13 protein-coding genes and 2 pseudogenes are annotated in these 14,610 nt (G+C 61.3%); 7 read left to right on the forward strand and 8 right to left on the reverse strand.

The annotated features are described in order from the left end of the window. From CO660_RS00530 to CO660_RS00540, 3 genes and pseudogenes are all read right to left on the reverse strand, one after another. Window positions 1-408: pseudogene (locus CO660_RS00530) on the reverse strand (3-deoxy-manno-octulosonate cytidylyltransferase); the annotation flags it as partial. A 47-nt stretch (window positions 409-455) separates the two neighbouring features. Beyond that, window positions 456-1,361, reverse strand: coding sequence for a glycosyltransferase family 8 protein (locus tag CO660_RS00535; protein ID WP_097596927.1), 906 nt, complete (start codon window positions 1,359-1,361; stop codon window positions 456-458). A gap of 298 nt (window positions 1,362-1,659) precedes the next feature. Further along, window positions 1,660-2,862, reverse strand: a complete 1,203-nt coding sequence (locus CO660_RS00540) for a pyridoxal phosphate-dependent aminotransferase (RefSeq protein WP_097596928.1) — start codon at window positions 2,860-2,862, stop codon at window positions 1,660-1,662. A 519-nt stretch (window positions 2,863-3,381) separates the two neighbouring features. Between CO660_RS00540 and CO660_RS00545 the strand changes: the two are divergent. The 3 genes and pseudogenes from CO660_RS00545 to CO660_RS00555 all read left to right on the forward strand — a co-directional run bounded on the left by CO660_RS00545 (window position 3,382) and on the right by CO660_RS00555 (window position 7,714). After that, a pseudogene (locus tag CO660_RS00545) lies at window positions 3,382-5,761 on the forward strand (marine proteobacterial sortase target protein). Then, window positions 5,751-6,512 carry a class GN sortase gene (locus tag CO660_RS00550; RefSeq protein ID WP_097596929.1) on the forward strand — a complete coding sequence of 254 codons (762 nt, stop codon included), beginning with the start codon at window positions 5,751-5,753 and terminating at the stop codon, window positions 6,510-6,512. Before CO660_RS00545 ends, CO660_RS00550 begins: the two are co-directional and overlap by 11 nt. A 59-nt stretch (window positions 6,513-6,571) precedes the next feature. Continuing rightward, window positions 6,572-7,714, forward strand: a complete 1,143-nt coding sequence (locus CO660_RS00555) for a PQQ-dependent sugar dehydrogenase (RefSeq protein WP_097596930.1) — start codon at window positions 6,572-6,574, stop codon at window positions 7,712-7,714. Window positions 7,715-7,718: 4 nt separating this feature from the next. Here CO660_RS00555 and CO660_RS00560 read toward each other — a convergent pair whose 3' ends face one another. Further along, a complete protein-coding gene (locus CO660_RS00560; RefSeq protein WP_097596931.1) occupies window positions 7,719-8,189 on the reverse strand; it encodes a DUF3052 domain-containing protein in 471 nt (156 codons plus the stop codon). A gap of 99 nt (window positions 8,190-8,288) precedes the next feature. On the opposite strand from CO660_RS00560, the gene CO660_RS00565 reads away from it, so the two are divergent. The 3 genes from CO660_RS00565 (at window position 8,289) to CO660_RS00575 (ending at window position 10,489) form a co-directional block, all read left to right on the forward strand. Then, window positions 8,289-9,179: a DMT family transporter gene (locus CO660_RS00565; protein ID WP_097596932.1), complete on the forward strand. Its 891-nt coding sequence runs from the start codon at window positions 8,289-8,291 to the stop codon at window positions 9,177-9,179. A 485-nt stretch (window positions 9,180-9,664) separates the two neighbouring features. Then, window positions 9,665-9,880 carry a cold-shock protein gene (locus tag CO660_RS00570; protein ID WP_003561293.1) on the forward strand — a complete coding sequence of 72 codons (216 nt, stop codon included), beginning with the start codon at window positions 9,665-9,667 and terminating at the stop codon, window positions 9,878-9,880. A gap of 147 nt (window positions 9,881-10,027) precedes the next feature. Further along, entirely contained in the window at window positions 10,028-10,489 is a 462-nt protein-coding gene (locus tag CO660_RS00575; protein ID WP_085780142.1) for a BA14K family protein, read from the forward strand. Between the two features lie 59 nt (window positions 10,490-10,548). On the opposite strand, the gene CO660_RS00580 is transcribed toward CO660_RS00575, so the two are convergent. Next, window positions 10,549-11,421, reverse strand: coding sequence for an oxidoreductase (locus tag CO660_RS00580; RefSeq protein ID WP_097597122.1), 873 nt, complete (start codon window positions 11,419-11,421; stop codon window positions 10,549-10,551). A gap of 71 nt (window positions 11,422-11,492) precedes the next feature. On the opposite strand from CO660_RS00580, the gene CO660_RS00585 reads away from it, so the two are divergent. Then, window positions 11,493-11,915: a helix-turn-helix domain-containing protein gene (locus CO660_RS00585; protein ID WP_097596933.1), complete on the forward strand. Its 423-nt coding sequence runs from the start codon at window positions 11,493-11,495 to the stop codon at window positions 11,913-11,915. Here CO660_RS00585 and CO660_RS00590 read toward each other — a convergent pair. From CO660_RS00590 to CO660_RS00600, 3 genes are all read right to left on the reverse strand, one after another. Next, window positions 11,912-13,288 (reverse strand): ATP-binding protein, encoded by a 1,377-nt coding sequence (locus CO660_RS00590; protein WP_097596934.1) that lies wholly within the window; start codon window positions 13,286-13,288, stop codon window positions 11,912-11,914. The genes CO660_RS00585 and CO660_RS00590 overlap by 4 nt on opposite strands. Window positions 13,289-13,363: 75 nt before the next feature. Further along, window positions 13,364-14,065, reverse strand: a complete 702-nt coding sequence (locus CO660_RS00595) for a response regulator transcription factor (protein ID WP_011426251.1) — start codon at window positions 14,063-14,065, stop codon at window positions 13,364-13,366. Continuing rightward, entirely contained in the window at window positions 14,066-14,557 is a 492-nt protein-coding gene (locus tag CO660_RS00600) for a MarR family transcriptional regulator (RefSeq protein WP_097596935.1), read from the reverse strand. Between the last annotated feature and the right edge of the window lie 53 nt (window positions 14,558-14,610).

Here is a 14,610-nt window from a genome sequence, read left to right on the forward strand (position 1 = left end):
GTGACGGGCTTTAGCGCCTTCGAAGCGGCTCTCCTCGCTGAAATTTTCCTCGACGGAGACCCGGATATTGACGACGCCGAGGAAATCGTCGCCGCCAAAGAAGCGCAAGACATCCCCTGTTTCGCGCCGGTGGACGATATGGGCGCCCATCACGTCGCTGCGGGCAACCAGCATGGAATGGCCGACGAAGGGTGCGTCGAGCACCTTATAGACCTTGTTGAAGAAGACGTAGAGCGCCGTCTCCGGCAATTCGCTCCGCAGCCGTTCGAGATCGACCGCCTCGCTATTTGCTACCAGCACGATATGGGAGTAGCCCGACAACAGCGCCTTCCAAGCGTCCGGCGTCAGGAAATCGAAGCCGCCATCCGGAGCGGTCGTAGCCTTGTTATCGCTGGGGATTGATTCCATATCGGCTCACATGCACTTTCCAAAGACGATGCGCTCGGCCCGCCCGACTAGCTGTTGCTGAAATAGGCGCGCGTCCGGGCAAGCCGCGTCAGGCCGCCGATCTGCTTTCCCACATGCGATAGGAAGCCCGCCACTCGGTCCGTCGTCGACGGTTGCCTGCAGAAGGACGTCCAGGCTGTGTTGCGAAGATCTTCGGCATAACGATTGGCCATCCGCCGGTGCACCCAGGGAACGTTCGCCTGCCACGGCTTCTTGCGGCCGGTAAAATGAAAGATGGCCGGCCGATCAACGAAAGGCAGCAGGCCCGTCTGCGTATTCCAGCGCGGATGGAGCACCAGCCAGTCGCCGTCGAAAGTGACGTTCAGCGCATCCTGGTCATTGTTCTCGAACAGGTGCGACCGCTGCTCGAAGATTTCCCGGGTTCTGGGGAAGAGCCCCCTCGCTCGGCAAGCCGACCAGTCGAACAGCAATACGCCGGCATTGAAGTAGCGGCCGCCCTCGCCCATGCCGATCTTGCGCTGGCGCGCGCCTGATTTCTCGGGAAAGGCCATGACATAGTCGTCAACGGCGGCAAGCGCCTTGCCTTGAAAATCAAGGGTGAAGAGTTCATCGACCGGCGCAACCGCCAGCACGTCGGCATCGAGGTAAAGCAGGCGCTCGACATGGCCTGGTATATCCCGATCCATATAGAGCCGCGCCAGCGTGGCGGCGGACCAGCGGCCTCGCGCCTGGAGGCCGGCATCTGGCGTCTTATAGGGCAACACCCTGATCGCCATATCGTGAAGCCGCCCAAAATTATCGACCTCGGCGACCTCGTGCGGCTTGAGGTCGATGCCGAGAAGGAGGAACTCTACACCGGCATTCGTAAGATTGCGCTTGACGGAAAGCAGAGTGCAGCAGGCGGCCGGGAGCATGTTAACGTCAGAACAGACGATGACGGCACTCTGCTGCAAAATCCGGCCCCCCCGAAGCGGCAAATTGAACTTGATGCCGGATATCTAGTTGGTTTGGCGTCCGCCCGCAACCGCAGACAGCCCGTGCGACCGGCGCTCGCCCTCACGTTTTGAATCGAAATTCAAAGACTTGCGAGGCAAGGCTGAATCGATGCGGCAACGCGTTGAATCGGGATGTGAGCTATAACCGCAGCCAACGCATCAGCCCGAAACTCGTTTCCAATATCCGCCAATGCTGCAGGCAAAAAAAGGCCCGCCGTCACCGGCAGGCCTTCGATCGATGTTATCGCCGTCCGTGTTACTTGCAGGCCGCGCAGAAGCGCTGAATGCGGCGGCAGGCTTCTTCGAGAAGCGTTTCCGATGTCGCATAGGAGATGCGGAAGTTCGGGCCGAGGCCAAAGGCCGAGCCATGAACGACGGCAACGCCTTCGGATTCCAGAAGCTCGGACACGAAATCCTCGTCCGTCTCGATGACCTTGCCCGACGGTGCCGTTTTGCCGATCAGGCCGGCGCAGGACGGATAGACGTAGAAGGCGCCCTCCGGCACTGGGCAGACGATACCCTTGGCTTGGTTCAGCATGGAGACGACGAGGTCGCGGCGACCTTCGAAGATCTTCTTGTTCGCCGGGATGAAGTCCTGGGTGCCGTTCAGCGCTTCGACAGCCGCCCACTGGGCGATCGACGTGGCACCCGAGGTCTGCTGACCCTGGATCATGTCCATGGCCTTGATGAGCTGGAGCGGGCCTGCGGCATAGCCGATACGCCAGCCGGTCATCGCATAGGCCTTGGAGACGCCGTTCATTGTCAGCGTGCGGTCATACAGGCTGGGCTCGACCTCCACGGGCGTGACGAATTTGAAGTCGCCATAGGTCAGGTGCTCGTACATGTCGTCGGTCAGCACCCAGACATGCGGATGCTTCATCAGCACATCGGTCAGCGCCTTCAGCTCGGCATGCGTATAGGCCGCGCCCGTCGGGTTGGACGGCGAGTTGAAAATGAACCACTTCGTCTTCGGCGTGATCGCCTTTTCGAGATCGGCAGGCTGGAGTTTGAAGTTATGCTCCTGGGTAGCCGAAACGAACACCGGCGTGCCGCCGCAGAGCGCCACCATCTCCGGATAGGACACCCAGTAGGGCGCTGGGATGACGACTTCATCGCCCGGGTTCAGCGTCGCCATGAAGGCGTTGAACAGGATCTGCTTGCCGCCGGTGCCGACGATCGTCTGTTCCCAGGAATATTCAAGGCCGTTCTCGCGCTTGAACTTGGCGGCGATCGCCTTGCGCAGCTCAGGGATGCCGGAAACCGGCGTATACTTCGTCTCGCCACGGTTGATCGCGTCGATGGCAGCTGTCTTGATATTGTCTGGCGTATCGAAATCCGGCTCGCCTGCGCCGAGGCCAATGACGTCGCGTCCTTTCGCTTTCAGCTCACGCGCTTTCTGGGAGACGGCGATGGTGGCTGAAGGCTTCACACGGGAAAGAGCATCGGCAAGGAAGGCCATGATATCGGTCCTATTGGTTGAAACGGGCAGAAAGCCGGGACCGGAGTTCTGCGGTTAGCTCTATGTCCAATGTATGACGGCATTTCAAGCGCAAAGGCGTGATGGCGGCAATGATTCTTATTGATCGTTTTGCCGCACTGGCAAACCGACCCGCTCTCCATTTCGGCGCGGCTTGCGGCGCACGGTCGAAGCGCTCCGCAGCCAAACGCGCTTGCGGCGGGATTTAGCTCAGCCTAATCTTCCTCCCGATCCGATGCCGGCGCGTATCGGGCGTCAGGGAGGGCACGGTTAGAAATGACGGACGTCCGGGAATTGAACCAGGCCGAAGCTCGGCAATATCAGTAGCAGACGACAGGCCAGGACATCGCTCGCCGCAACTACCTGAGCCTCGGTACGGCGATCCTGCCGCCACGAATAAGCCGTAACAAATGCAGCCCGCCGCCGCAATTCGGTCGCGAGGGCGCCGAGATCGAAGCTGCATCATTCCCTCATCCAAAATTGGTTATTGAGGGTAGGCCAATGTTTCTGGAAGATGAGTTCGCCATCGGGCGCATGCGCATGCGCCGGATCTCCATTTCATGTCTTGTCGCCATCACCGTCTTTGTCGCCTGCATCGCCGCGATGCTGGGACTTGCCTCCGCCGCCCGCGCCGAGACGCGGCAGGCATCCGGTCAGCTCGCGGCCTTTGTGCGGCCGAACGACGTCAATAGCGGTTCGCTGCTCTTTCCTTCGAAGGAGCCAGGCTTTTATGTCGAAGCGCCGCGGCTGAGGACCGACGTCGCAATCGATATCTCCGGCCCGATCGCCAGGGTGAAGGTGACCCAGCGCTTCCAGAACCCGAGCCAGGGCTGGGTCGAGGGCACCTACGTCTTCCCGCTGCCCGACAATTCGGCCGTTGACGCGCTGAAGATGCAGATCGGCGAACGCTTCATCGAAGGCCAGATCAAGCCACGCCAGGAAGCCCGCGAGATCTATGAGCAGGCCAAGGCCGAGGGCAAGAAGACGGCGCTGCTCGAACAGCAGCGGCCGAACATCTTCACCAACCAGGTCGCCAATATCGGCCCCGGCGAAGAGATCGTCGTACAGATCGAATATCAGCAGACGGTCCATCAGTCCGGCGGTGAATTCTCGCTGCGCTTCCCGATGGTCGTTGCGCCGCGCTATAATCCGGCGCCGATCGTCCAGACCGTCGAGTTCAACAACGGTGCCGGCTTCGCAACACCATCCGACCCGGTGGAAAATCGCGAGAAGATCGAAGCCCCGGTGCTCGACCCGCGGGAGAATGCCAGGATCAACCCCGTTTCGCTGACAATCAACCTTAAGGCCGGCTTCCCGCTCGGTGAGGTCAAATCCTCTTTCCACCACGTCGATATCCGGCAGGACGGCGACCAGGCGAGAACGATCAGCCTGAAAGGAGACGCGGTTCCTGCCGACAAGGATTTCGAGCTCACCTGGAAAGCCGCTCCGGGCAAGACGCCAAGCGCCGGCCTGTTCCGCGAAGCGATTGATGGCAAGACCTACCTGCTTGCCTTCATCACTCCGCCCACCGCGCCGGATGCTCCAGTACCGTCAAAACGCGAGGTGGTCTTCGTCATCGACAATTCCGGCTCGATGTCCGGCCAGTCGATCGAACAGGCAAGACAGAGCCTGGCGCTTGCCATCTCCAGGCTCAACCCCGAGGACCGCTTCAACGTCATCCGTTTCGACGATACGATGACCGACTATTTCAACGGCCTCGTCGCCGCCACCCCCGATAACCGCGAAAAGGCCATCGCTTATATCAGGAGCCTGAACGCCGATGGCGGCACGGAAATGCTGCCGGCGCTCGAGGAGCGCGCTGCGCAACCAAGGCCCGATCGCAAGCGGAGCGCTGCGCCAGGTCGTATTCCTGACGGATGGCGCGATCGGCAACGAACAGCAGCTCTTCCAGGAAATCACCGCGAGCCGCGGCGATGCCCGCGTCTTCACCGTCGGCATCGGCTCGGCGCCGAACACTTATTTCATGACCAAAGCCGCCGAGGTCGGCCGCGGCACCTTCACCCAGATCGGCTCGACCGATCAGGTGGCAAGCCGCATGAGCGAACTCTTCGCCAAGCTGCAGAACCCCGCCATGACCGATATCGCCGCGACCTTCGAAGGCATCGAAGCCGAGGATATCACGCCGAACCCGATGCCCGACCTCTATAGCGGCGAGCCTGTGGTTCTGACAGCGGAACTGCCGCAGGACAAGGCTGCCGGAAAGCTGCAGATCGTCGGCAAGACAGGCAACCAGCCCTGGCGCGTCGAGATGGATATCGCCAATGCCGCAGACGGCAACGGCATTTCCAAGCTCTGGGCGCGACGCAAGATCGACGATTTCGAGGCCCGCGCCTATGAGCGCCAGGATCCCGCCGCGCTCGACAAGGACATCGAAACGGTGGCGCTTGCCCACCACCTCGTCTCGCGCGTCACCAGCCTGGTCGCCGTGGACGTCACGCCGTCGCGTCCGAACGAGCCGCTCGGCTCGGCGAAGCTGCCGCTCCACCTGCCCGAGGGCTGGGACTTCGGGAAGGTCTTCGGCGAAAATTCTGTCCCACCCGGCGGCGCAGAGCGCCACGGCGCGGCTGCGCCTGATGGAAGCGCCGAACCGCAACAGGCCGCAGCCGCAACACAGGCTTTCGCCGCGTCGCCCGAGATCGCCAACCTGATGGCCGCTGCACCAACGGCGAAAGCCGCCACGCTGATCGCACAGAAGAGTTCGACCGTGAACCTGCCGCAGACGGCGACGCGCGCCGACGAGCAGATCATGCGCGGGCTGACCATGCTGCTGCTAGCGCTGGCGGCGGCGAGCGGGCTCGCCATCTGGCGCCGCCGCCTCAAGGGTCTCATCATGGCCGGAGCCAAGCGCAATGGTTTCTAGCAACAATCAGGAAGCGGCCGAATTCGAGCCGCTTCCGATCTATCTGGAACTCGCCATGGCCGCCGCCACGGCGCACGACATGCCGAAGCCACGGAGGAGAAAGGGGTTCTTCCTCTGGCGTCTTTCGCCGATCGAAAAGACGATCGCCTTCGCCATCGCCGGTCTTGCCTTATATGGTCTGGCGCTGATCGGCGACGGTTTCCTGCTGAAGGCGAAGGCAGAAATCTCTCAGGTCCTGCTGAAGCGTGCTTTTGCCGCCGAACTGAGCGGCAAGGAGACGAAACCCTGGCCCTGGGCCGATTTCACCACGATGGCCAGGGTGCGTGCGCCGCGCCTCGGCAAGGACGCGATCGTGCTTTCCGGCGCATCCGGCGAGGCGCTCGCCTTCGGCCCGCTCTGGCTCGCCAATACACCGCAGCCGGGCGACGAGGGCACCTCCGTCATCGCCGCCCATCGCGACACCCATTTTCGCTGGCTGCAGTATATAAGGCCGGGCGATACGATCGAAGTTACCCGCCGCGACGGTAAGCTATTGACCTTCAAGGCCGGCCAAGGCCGCATTGCCCCCTGGGACGCGAGCGGCATCGACCCCGCCTCCGATGGCCGACGCCTCGTACTAGCCACCTGCTGGCCCTTCGATGCGACCGAACGCGGGCCGCTGCGCTACATCCTCGAAGCCGAACTGGTCGATGGTAACGCGACCGGCTCCGTTCAACCGGCAAACACAAAGCCGTTATTACAGACAGACTGAGGCTTGAAGCTCTGCCCTGCCCACTCCACGTTCCGGGTGGAGAGACGAGGGGGAAGCAAATGACGAGAATATCCGCCTTCCATTTCGCCGCGACGCTGATTCTGTTCGTCGCCACATCGGCCAATGCGGCCGATAGCGTCAACACGCAGGGTCCTACGGTTCGCGTCGAAAAACTGGCCGGTGGTCTCGAACACCCCTGGGCGGTCGAAGTGTTGCCCGACGGCGCCTATCTCGTCACCGAGCGGCCGGGCCGCATACGTATCATCCGCAATGGCAAGCTTTCCGAGCCGATCGCCAACGTGCCCAAGGTCAATGCCCGCGGCCAGGGCGGTCTTATGGACGTGGCGCTTGCCCCGGATTTTGCCAAGAGCAGAAAACTCTATTTCACCGCCGCCATCGCCAACAGGCAGGGCTCCGGCGCCGAGGCCTTCAGCGCAACGCTGTCTCCCGACGAAAAGAGGCTTCAGGCGGTCACGCCCATCTTCACCATGCGGCGCTTCACGTCAGGCAACATCCAATATGGCGCGCGCATCGCAATCGCCCGCGATGGCACGCTGTTCATCAGCGTCGGCGACCGCGGCGACCGCGACCGCTCGCAGGATTGGCAGGACGATGCCGGCTCGATCGTCCACATCAATGCCGACGGCAGCATCCCCGCCGACAATCCGTTCAAGGACGGCGGCAAGGGGCTGCCGGAGATCTGGTCGAAGGGCCACCGCAACCCGCAAGGCATCACCTTCGATGCGAAGGACGGCAAGCTCTACACCGTCGAACATGGCGCACGCGGCGGCGACGAGATCAATCAGATCGAAGCGGGCAAGAATTATGGTTGGCCGATCATCACCTACGGCCGTGACTATTCAGGCGCCGAGATCGGCGAAGGCACCGCCAAAAAAGGGCTGGAGCAGCCGCTGCACTATTGGGATCCTTCGATCGCGCCCGGCGCGCTCGCTGTCTATCGCGGCGCCATGTTCCCGGAATGGGACGGCGACTTCCTCGTCGCGGCGCTGAAATTCCAGCTGCTCTCGCGCATGCAGCGCGACGAGAGCGGCGCCTTCATCGCCGAGGAGCGCTTGTTCGAGGGCGACTACGGCCGCATCCGCGAGGTCATTGTAGCGCCCGACGGCGCGCTGCTGATGCTGACGGACGAGGACGACGGCGCGCTGCTCAGGGTCTCGCGCGCTCAGGCCAACAACGGTTGAGCGGTCACAGCGCGCCGCGCAATTCCTTGCGAATGACGAATTTCAGCCCGGCCCAGATCTCGTCGACTGCGCAGACCTTCACATCGACCAGGCCCGTTGGCAGCAGGATCTCCCGCAGCACATCCTCGGTGATATCGGTCGGCACGCGTGAGCTCTTCTTCGGCCAGGAGATCCAGATCATGCCGTCGGGCTTCAGGACCCGGAACAGCGTCGGCGCCGCCGCTTCCAACACTATGCGCTCAGTCACAAATAGATGGACATAATCGAGCGCCCGCAAAAGAGTCTCGGGAAGCAGGCGGATGACTGAAGCAAAACCGCTGAAACCATTGATGTCGTCGATCGTTTCGGGAACACCGAGAAGAGCGGCAGCCTGCCCATGCGCAAGCCCGAGCTTCATGGCCAGCGGCGTGCCGGAATAGCCTGCCATTCCGGATACCGCCATACCGCTCGCCGGCGTCTGTTTTTCGCGTTGCATGCCTCCACCTCCGCCATCAGCGCCAAGTCTTCGCCCTTGCCTAGAGGAAAGGCAACTGCTAACCGCTCGAACAGATCTCCCTTCCTCATCGAGGACGACATGACGCGCATTCAGGCGAACCTCCTCCTGTTGCTTGCAGCCGCCATCTGGGGCGGCGGCTTCGTCGCGCAGTCGACGGCGATGAGGGCGATCGGCCCCTTCTGGTTCATCGCCTTACGTTTTGCCGTCGCCACATTGGCCGTCTTGCCTTTCGTTCTTCTGGAAGTGCGCAAGGCAAAGGTGAAAACCAGCGCGCGCCATGCCAAGCTCTATATCCTCACCGGCCTTGCCCTTTTCAGCGGCGCCGCCACCCAGCAGGTCGGCCTGCAGACGACGACGGTGACGAATTCCAGCTTCATCACTGGCCTCTATGTCGTCTTCGTGCCGCTCATTGCCGTGTTTTTCCTGCGCCGTGCCCCGCATTGGATCATCTGGCCGGGCGCGCTGATGGCGTTCGCCGGCATCTATCTCCTGTCCGGCGGTCATCTCTCGGCGCTCACCTCAGGCGATCTCCTGACCGTGGCCTGCGCCGCCTTCTGGGCGATCCAGATCACCCTTGCCGGCATGACCGTCTCCGAGAGCGGAAGGCCGCTCGCGCTGGCCGCCACGCAATTTGCCGTCACCACGGCCTGCGCGTTAGCCGTTGCCGCAGCGGTCGAACCGATCAGCCTTTCGGCGATTTGGGCCGCAGGACCTGAGATCCTTTATGTCGGCATCTTCTCGTCCGGCTTGGCCTTCGTGCTGCAGGTGATTGCCCAGCGCTACACGACTCCGTCGCAGGCGGCGATCTTCCTTTCGTCCGAAGCGCTCTTCGGCGCATCGCTCGCAGCCCTGATTCTCGGTGAGTCGATGCCGGCCACCGGATATACAGGTTGTGCGCTAATGTTTATCGCTATGCTTGTAGTCGAGATCGTGCCCGGCTTTGCTCGCCGCCGCCTGTCAGCCGCCTGAACATGCGTCCAAATATGGGTGGACGCCGTGTTCAAAAAAATTTTTAGGGAACTCGCTAGCCCGTTTACGTTGTATTTTTGGCAAAATCTGCCCGAAACTTACATTGCGGGCGATATAAATCGTTAATCATCTCCCATTAACGACGGAAATTTTGCGTTTTTGCGCAAACCAGACGCGGGCAGCAGTGTGCCCGGAAGGACACGTTAAAAAACTTTTGCTTGCCAAAATCCCTTAAACGCAGCACTCTCAGCGCGTTCGGGCATTTTGCGAGCATGGGAAGTCCTTAAGTATTTGCGCGCCGGGAACGCTAATATTCCGGTCAGCCGGTTCCAAACAAAGCAGGCGAAAGTCCTGCTTGGAGCAGGCCGAGGTAGAGGGGACCTTTTTCTCAAATTTCAAGACTTGCCTGCCAACGCCTCCCGCAAGGAGGCAATGCTATGATGCTGCCCGTGTGGATGGCGGGCAGAGAGAAAAGGACCTGACGCATGGCCGAGACTGGCACTGTAAAATTCTTTAATACCGACAAAGGCTTCGGCTTCATCAAGCCGGACCGGGGCGGCGCCGATATCTTCGTTCACATTTCTGCCGTACAGGCCTCCGGGCTGGCCGGTTTGACGGAAAACCAGAAGGTAAGCTTCGACACGGAGCCGGATCGCCGCGGCAAGGGCCCCAAGGCCGTCAATCTGCAGATTGCCGGCTGAGCCCTTAACAAGGCTGTCGAATTCGAGTTGAAGCCCGGCAGCAATGCCGGGTTTTGTCGTTCAGCCTTCGTTCAGCCAGGAATCTTTAGGACTGACACCATCGAGAAGGAACCGGCGTTCGGTTTCCGAGATTAGGACTTGATGCTTATGAACAGGCTCGCCAAAACTCTTCTGCTGACGGCAACGGCTGCCGCGCTTTCTCTCTCCGTCATCGGCGAGGCCTCGGCCGGTGACCACCACTGGCGCCATCATCACAACAACGATGCCCTCGTCGGTGGCGCTGTCGGTCTCGCCACCGGTTTGATTGTCGGCTCGGCTATCGCCAACGCCAATAATGGCCCTGTTTATGACGAACCCCGCTACATCGACCCGCCGTACGAGCCAGAATATTACGAGCCGGCTCCGGTCTATCGCGCTCCGCGCCGCGTCTATGTCGAGCAGCCGCAATATGTTGAACAGCCTAGATATTATGCGCCTGCGCGCGCGTCGGTGGAGCCCTGGTCACCGCAATGGGAGCGTTATTGCTCCTACCGCTACCGCTCCTTCGATCCCCGCAGCGGCACCTATATCGGCAATGATGGCCGCAGTCACTTCTGCACCGCCGGCTGATCTGCCAACACGTCATCGCGAAGCGCCGCTCTCCAGCGGCGCTTTTGTTTTTGCCTCGTTCAGCCCGCCTTCTTCTCCCAGGGCATCGCCCGCAACTCGGCATCCGGCTCGAAATCGGTCGAGACGCTGACCGCGCGCCATGCCCGATCGGCCTCGATGCGTGCCGCATCCGCCTTCTCGACATTGCGCACAGCATCGCTGCCGAGCAGCAACCGGAGCGGCGGTTGGTCGAGACCGGCAATGTGAATGACGACGGCGGCCGCTTTGGCAGGATCGCCAGGTTGACGGCCGTCATATTCACGTTGGAAGCGCACCGTGGCGCCGACCGTTTCCGCATAGTCCGCGCGCCCCTCGGCCAGCACCGTCGAGGCACCGGCGAAATCAGTTCTGAAACCGCCGGGTTCGACCACTGTCACCTTGATGCCGAATGGCGCGACTTCCTTAGACAACACCTCCGAAAAGCCCTCGACTGCAAATTTGGCTGCCGAATAGGCGCCACGTCCGGCCGGTCCGATACGGCCGCCGACGGATGAGAACTGGATGATATGGCCCGCACCCTGTTCGCGCATCAGGGCGATCACCGCCTTGGTCATGATAACAGTACCGAAGAGGTTGGTCTCGACCTGGGCTCGGAAATCGGCGAGGCTGGTATCCTCGATCGGACTGACATTGCCGTAGCCGGCATTGTTGACAAGCACGTCGATACGGCCGAACCGCTTCACGCCAGCTTCCACCGCGGCGGCTGCCGCTTCCTCGTCGGTCACGTCGAGCGCCAGCGTCAGCACCTGATTGCCATATTGTTCGGAAAGATCCGCAAGCCGGGCAGGATCGCGCGCCGTCGCCACCAGATTGTCGCCGGCGGCCAGAACCGCCTCCGCCAGCGCCCGGCCGAGACCACGCGAACAGCCTGTAATCAACCACACCTTCGACATCGGAAACCTCTCCTTGATTGGTTCCCCGAGCATGTAGGTCCTATTGTTCCCGATCGAAAGAAGGTACCAGAATGATCTATACACACCTCGAGGTAACTGAAGTGGCCGGCGACATATTCGATTTCTGCTGCAACATGACTGACGAGCAGGATGCACGGGCGCGCGCCTTGATAGAACGGGCGGCGGCGAAATGGCCACTGCGCATCCTGCACGCACTATCGGATGCCGGCGCACCCTTACGCTTCTCGCGCCTCATGGAGCGGATCGAGGGCATCAGCCAGAAAGTGCTGACGCAGACGCTGCGCACCCTCGAAAGCGACGGCCTCATTATTCGCACCCTCTATCCCGAGATTCCACCGCGCGTTGAATATGAATTGACGCCGCTTGGCCGCGACCTCCTCATGCAGGTCGTCACTCTCTGGCGTTGGATCGTGGAGCGCCTGGATGAGTTCGATTCGCGCAAGGCCGTGAAGCTGACGGCAACGGACAATTAGGCCGGAATACGGATCGTTGCCCGCAAGCCCCCGAGCGGGCTGTCGCCCAGCGTGACGTTGCCGCCATGGCTGCGAGCAATATCGCGGGCAATCGCAAGACCGAGGCCGGTGCCGGATGCATCCAGGTTGCGCGCTGCGTCCAGCCGGAAGAACGGCTTGAACACGTCCTCGCGATTCTTTTCCGGAATGCCCGGCCCGTCATCGTCGAAGATAACAGTCAGCCACTTGGCATTGTGTTTGGCCTCGATGTCGAGCCTATTGGCATAACGGCGCGCGTTCGAGGCAAGGTTGGTGACGAGACGCGTGAACGCATTCGGCCTGACGGAAATGTCGTCGTCGCCTTCGATCGTATAGCTGAACTGCTTACGATGCAGGACGAAATCGGATTCCAGCTTGGCGAAGATCTCGCTGAGCTTCAGCTCGCCGACATCCTCTTCGACCTCGCCGCGGGCGAAGGCCATGTAGGCCTCCAGCATCGTCTGCATATCATTGACGTCGTCGTTCAGGCCATGCAGGTCGGGATTGTCGCCGGCGAGCGCCAGTTGCAGCTTGAAGCGGGTGAGAATGGTGCGCAGATCATGGCTGACGCCGGAAAGCATCGCCGTACGCTGCTCGATCTGCCGCTCGATGCGTTCACGCATCAGAATGAAGGCAAGGCCGGCGCGCCTGACCTCGTCGGCGCCTCGCGGATAGAAATTGTCGGGCTTCTGCCCTTTGCCGAAGCTTTCGGCAGCCCGCGCCAGCATCAGGATCGGCCGGATCTGCCCGCGCAGGAAGAGAATCGAAATGCCGATCAGCACCAGCGACGTGCCGACCATCCAGACGATGAAGATGTGGGTGTTGGAGGCATAGGTCTGACTGCGTTTGGCCAGCACCCGCAGGATCTTGTTCTCGAGCTTGATCCGGATTTCGACGAGGTTCGAGTTGCCAACCGTGTCGATCCAGAAAGGCCGGTGAATCTCGTCGGTGATCTCATCGCTGAGGATGCCGTCAAGGATCGAGAAGAAGGGCTTGACGCGCGGCGGCGGCAGATCGCCGTCCGGCTCAATCGAAATCTGCAGGTTAAGCTGATCGCGCGCGATGCGGATGATCTCGCTATAGTCGGAATTCTGCGGATAGGTCTCGACGATCTCGATGATGGCGGCGATGTCGCGGGTGACGGCGAGCGACAGGCGCTCGGTCACCATTTGCCAGTGACGCTCCATGAAGACGGCGGCGACGACGGATTGCAGCAGCACCATCGGGATGATGATGATCAGCAGCGAGCGCGCGTAGAGCCCGGTGGGCAATCGGCGCCGCAGCCAGCGGACGATCCAGCGCCAGCCCGCCGCCGGAGCGCGGTCTTCCCGCCGCAAACTGTCCATTGTCACCATCGTCGGTCCCGGCCGTTCAGAGCGCGATACGGGAAAGTGTGAACCGTCCTCCGCATCATGCTCCACTTCTCAAATCTAGTCGATGCTCAGCCTGTATCCGATGCCGCGCACCGTCTGCAGCCAGACGGGATTGGCCGGATCCTCCTCGATCTTGCGCCTGAGCCGGTTGATCTGCACGTCGATCGTCCGCTCGCCGACCTCTGTGTCATTGCCGATCAGTTCGTGACGGGGGATGGTGTCACCGGCGCGGCGCGCAAAGAGCAGCATGATTTCCTGTTCGCGATCGGTAAGCCGGATCACCTCGCTGGCTTTCTTCAGCTCCTTGCGGGTCAGGGAGAAAGTGTAGGGCCCAAACATGACCTGTTCGATCTTCAGCCCCTCACCGTTGGCGTTGCGGCGCAGGATATTGTTGATGCGCAGGACCAGCTCGCGCGGATCGAAGGGTTTGGAGAGATAATCGTCGGCGCCGGCCTCAAGGCCTTCGATGCGATTGCCCGATTCCGCCAGCGCCGTCAGCATGATAATCGGCACGTTCTTGATGGCGCGAAGCCCGCGGGTGACGTCGATGCCGGATTCGCCCGGCATCATCACATCCATGATGATGAGATCGAAATCGAGACCGGCAAGTTTGCGCTGCGCCTCGGCGCCGTCGGCCGCGACAGTGACGCGAAAGCCGTTCTCCGCGAGATAGCGATTGAGCAGCGCGCGGATACGGGAGTCATCGTCGACCACCAGCAGATGCGCCGCATCGTCGGAAATACCTGTCTTGACCGCCATTCACTCCGCCTTCTTTCTATCCCGCATGCCTCCAAGGAAGGCCTTCACGCCCTCCCTCACCTGCGCAGAGGCTCCTTCGAATGCCCGCTCAATGCGGCGCGATTGCGGCTCTGCAAGGGCAAGCGCCAGCTCGCGCCCCGATTTCGTCGGATAAAGCTTGCGCTGCCGCCGATCCTCAGGACCGGCCACCTGGCGAATATAGCCCGAATCGATCAGCTGTTTCAGCACCCTTGCAAGACTCTGCTTGGTGATCTTCAGTGTGTCGAGAAGATCAGCAACCGTCATGCCGGGATTGCGGTTGACGAAATGCACGACGCGGTGATGCGCCCGTCCGAAGCCGCTCTTTTCTAGGATGGCGTCAGGATCAGAAACGAAGTCGCGATAGGCGAAGAAGAATAGTTCGATCATCTCGAAATCGATACCGCCTGTATCCTCCATTGGCGTGGCCAACGGCTCCGGCTTGCCTGCTTTGGGACCGGTCTGTCGTGACACTCCACATTTCCTTTCTCGTTGCGCGCGTTGCGGGAAACTTCCGCATACATAGG

The organism is Rhizobium sp. L9, from assembly GCF_002531885.1.
In the GTDB taxonomy this organism is placed as follows: Bacteria; Pseudomonadota; Alphaproteobacteria; order Rhizobiales; family Rhizobiaceae; genus Rhizobium.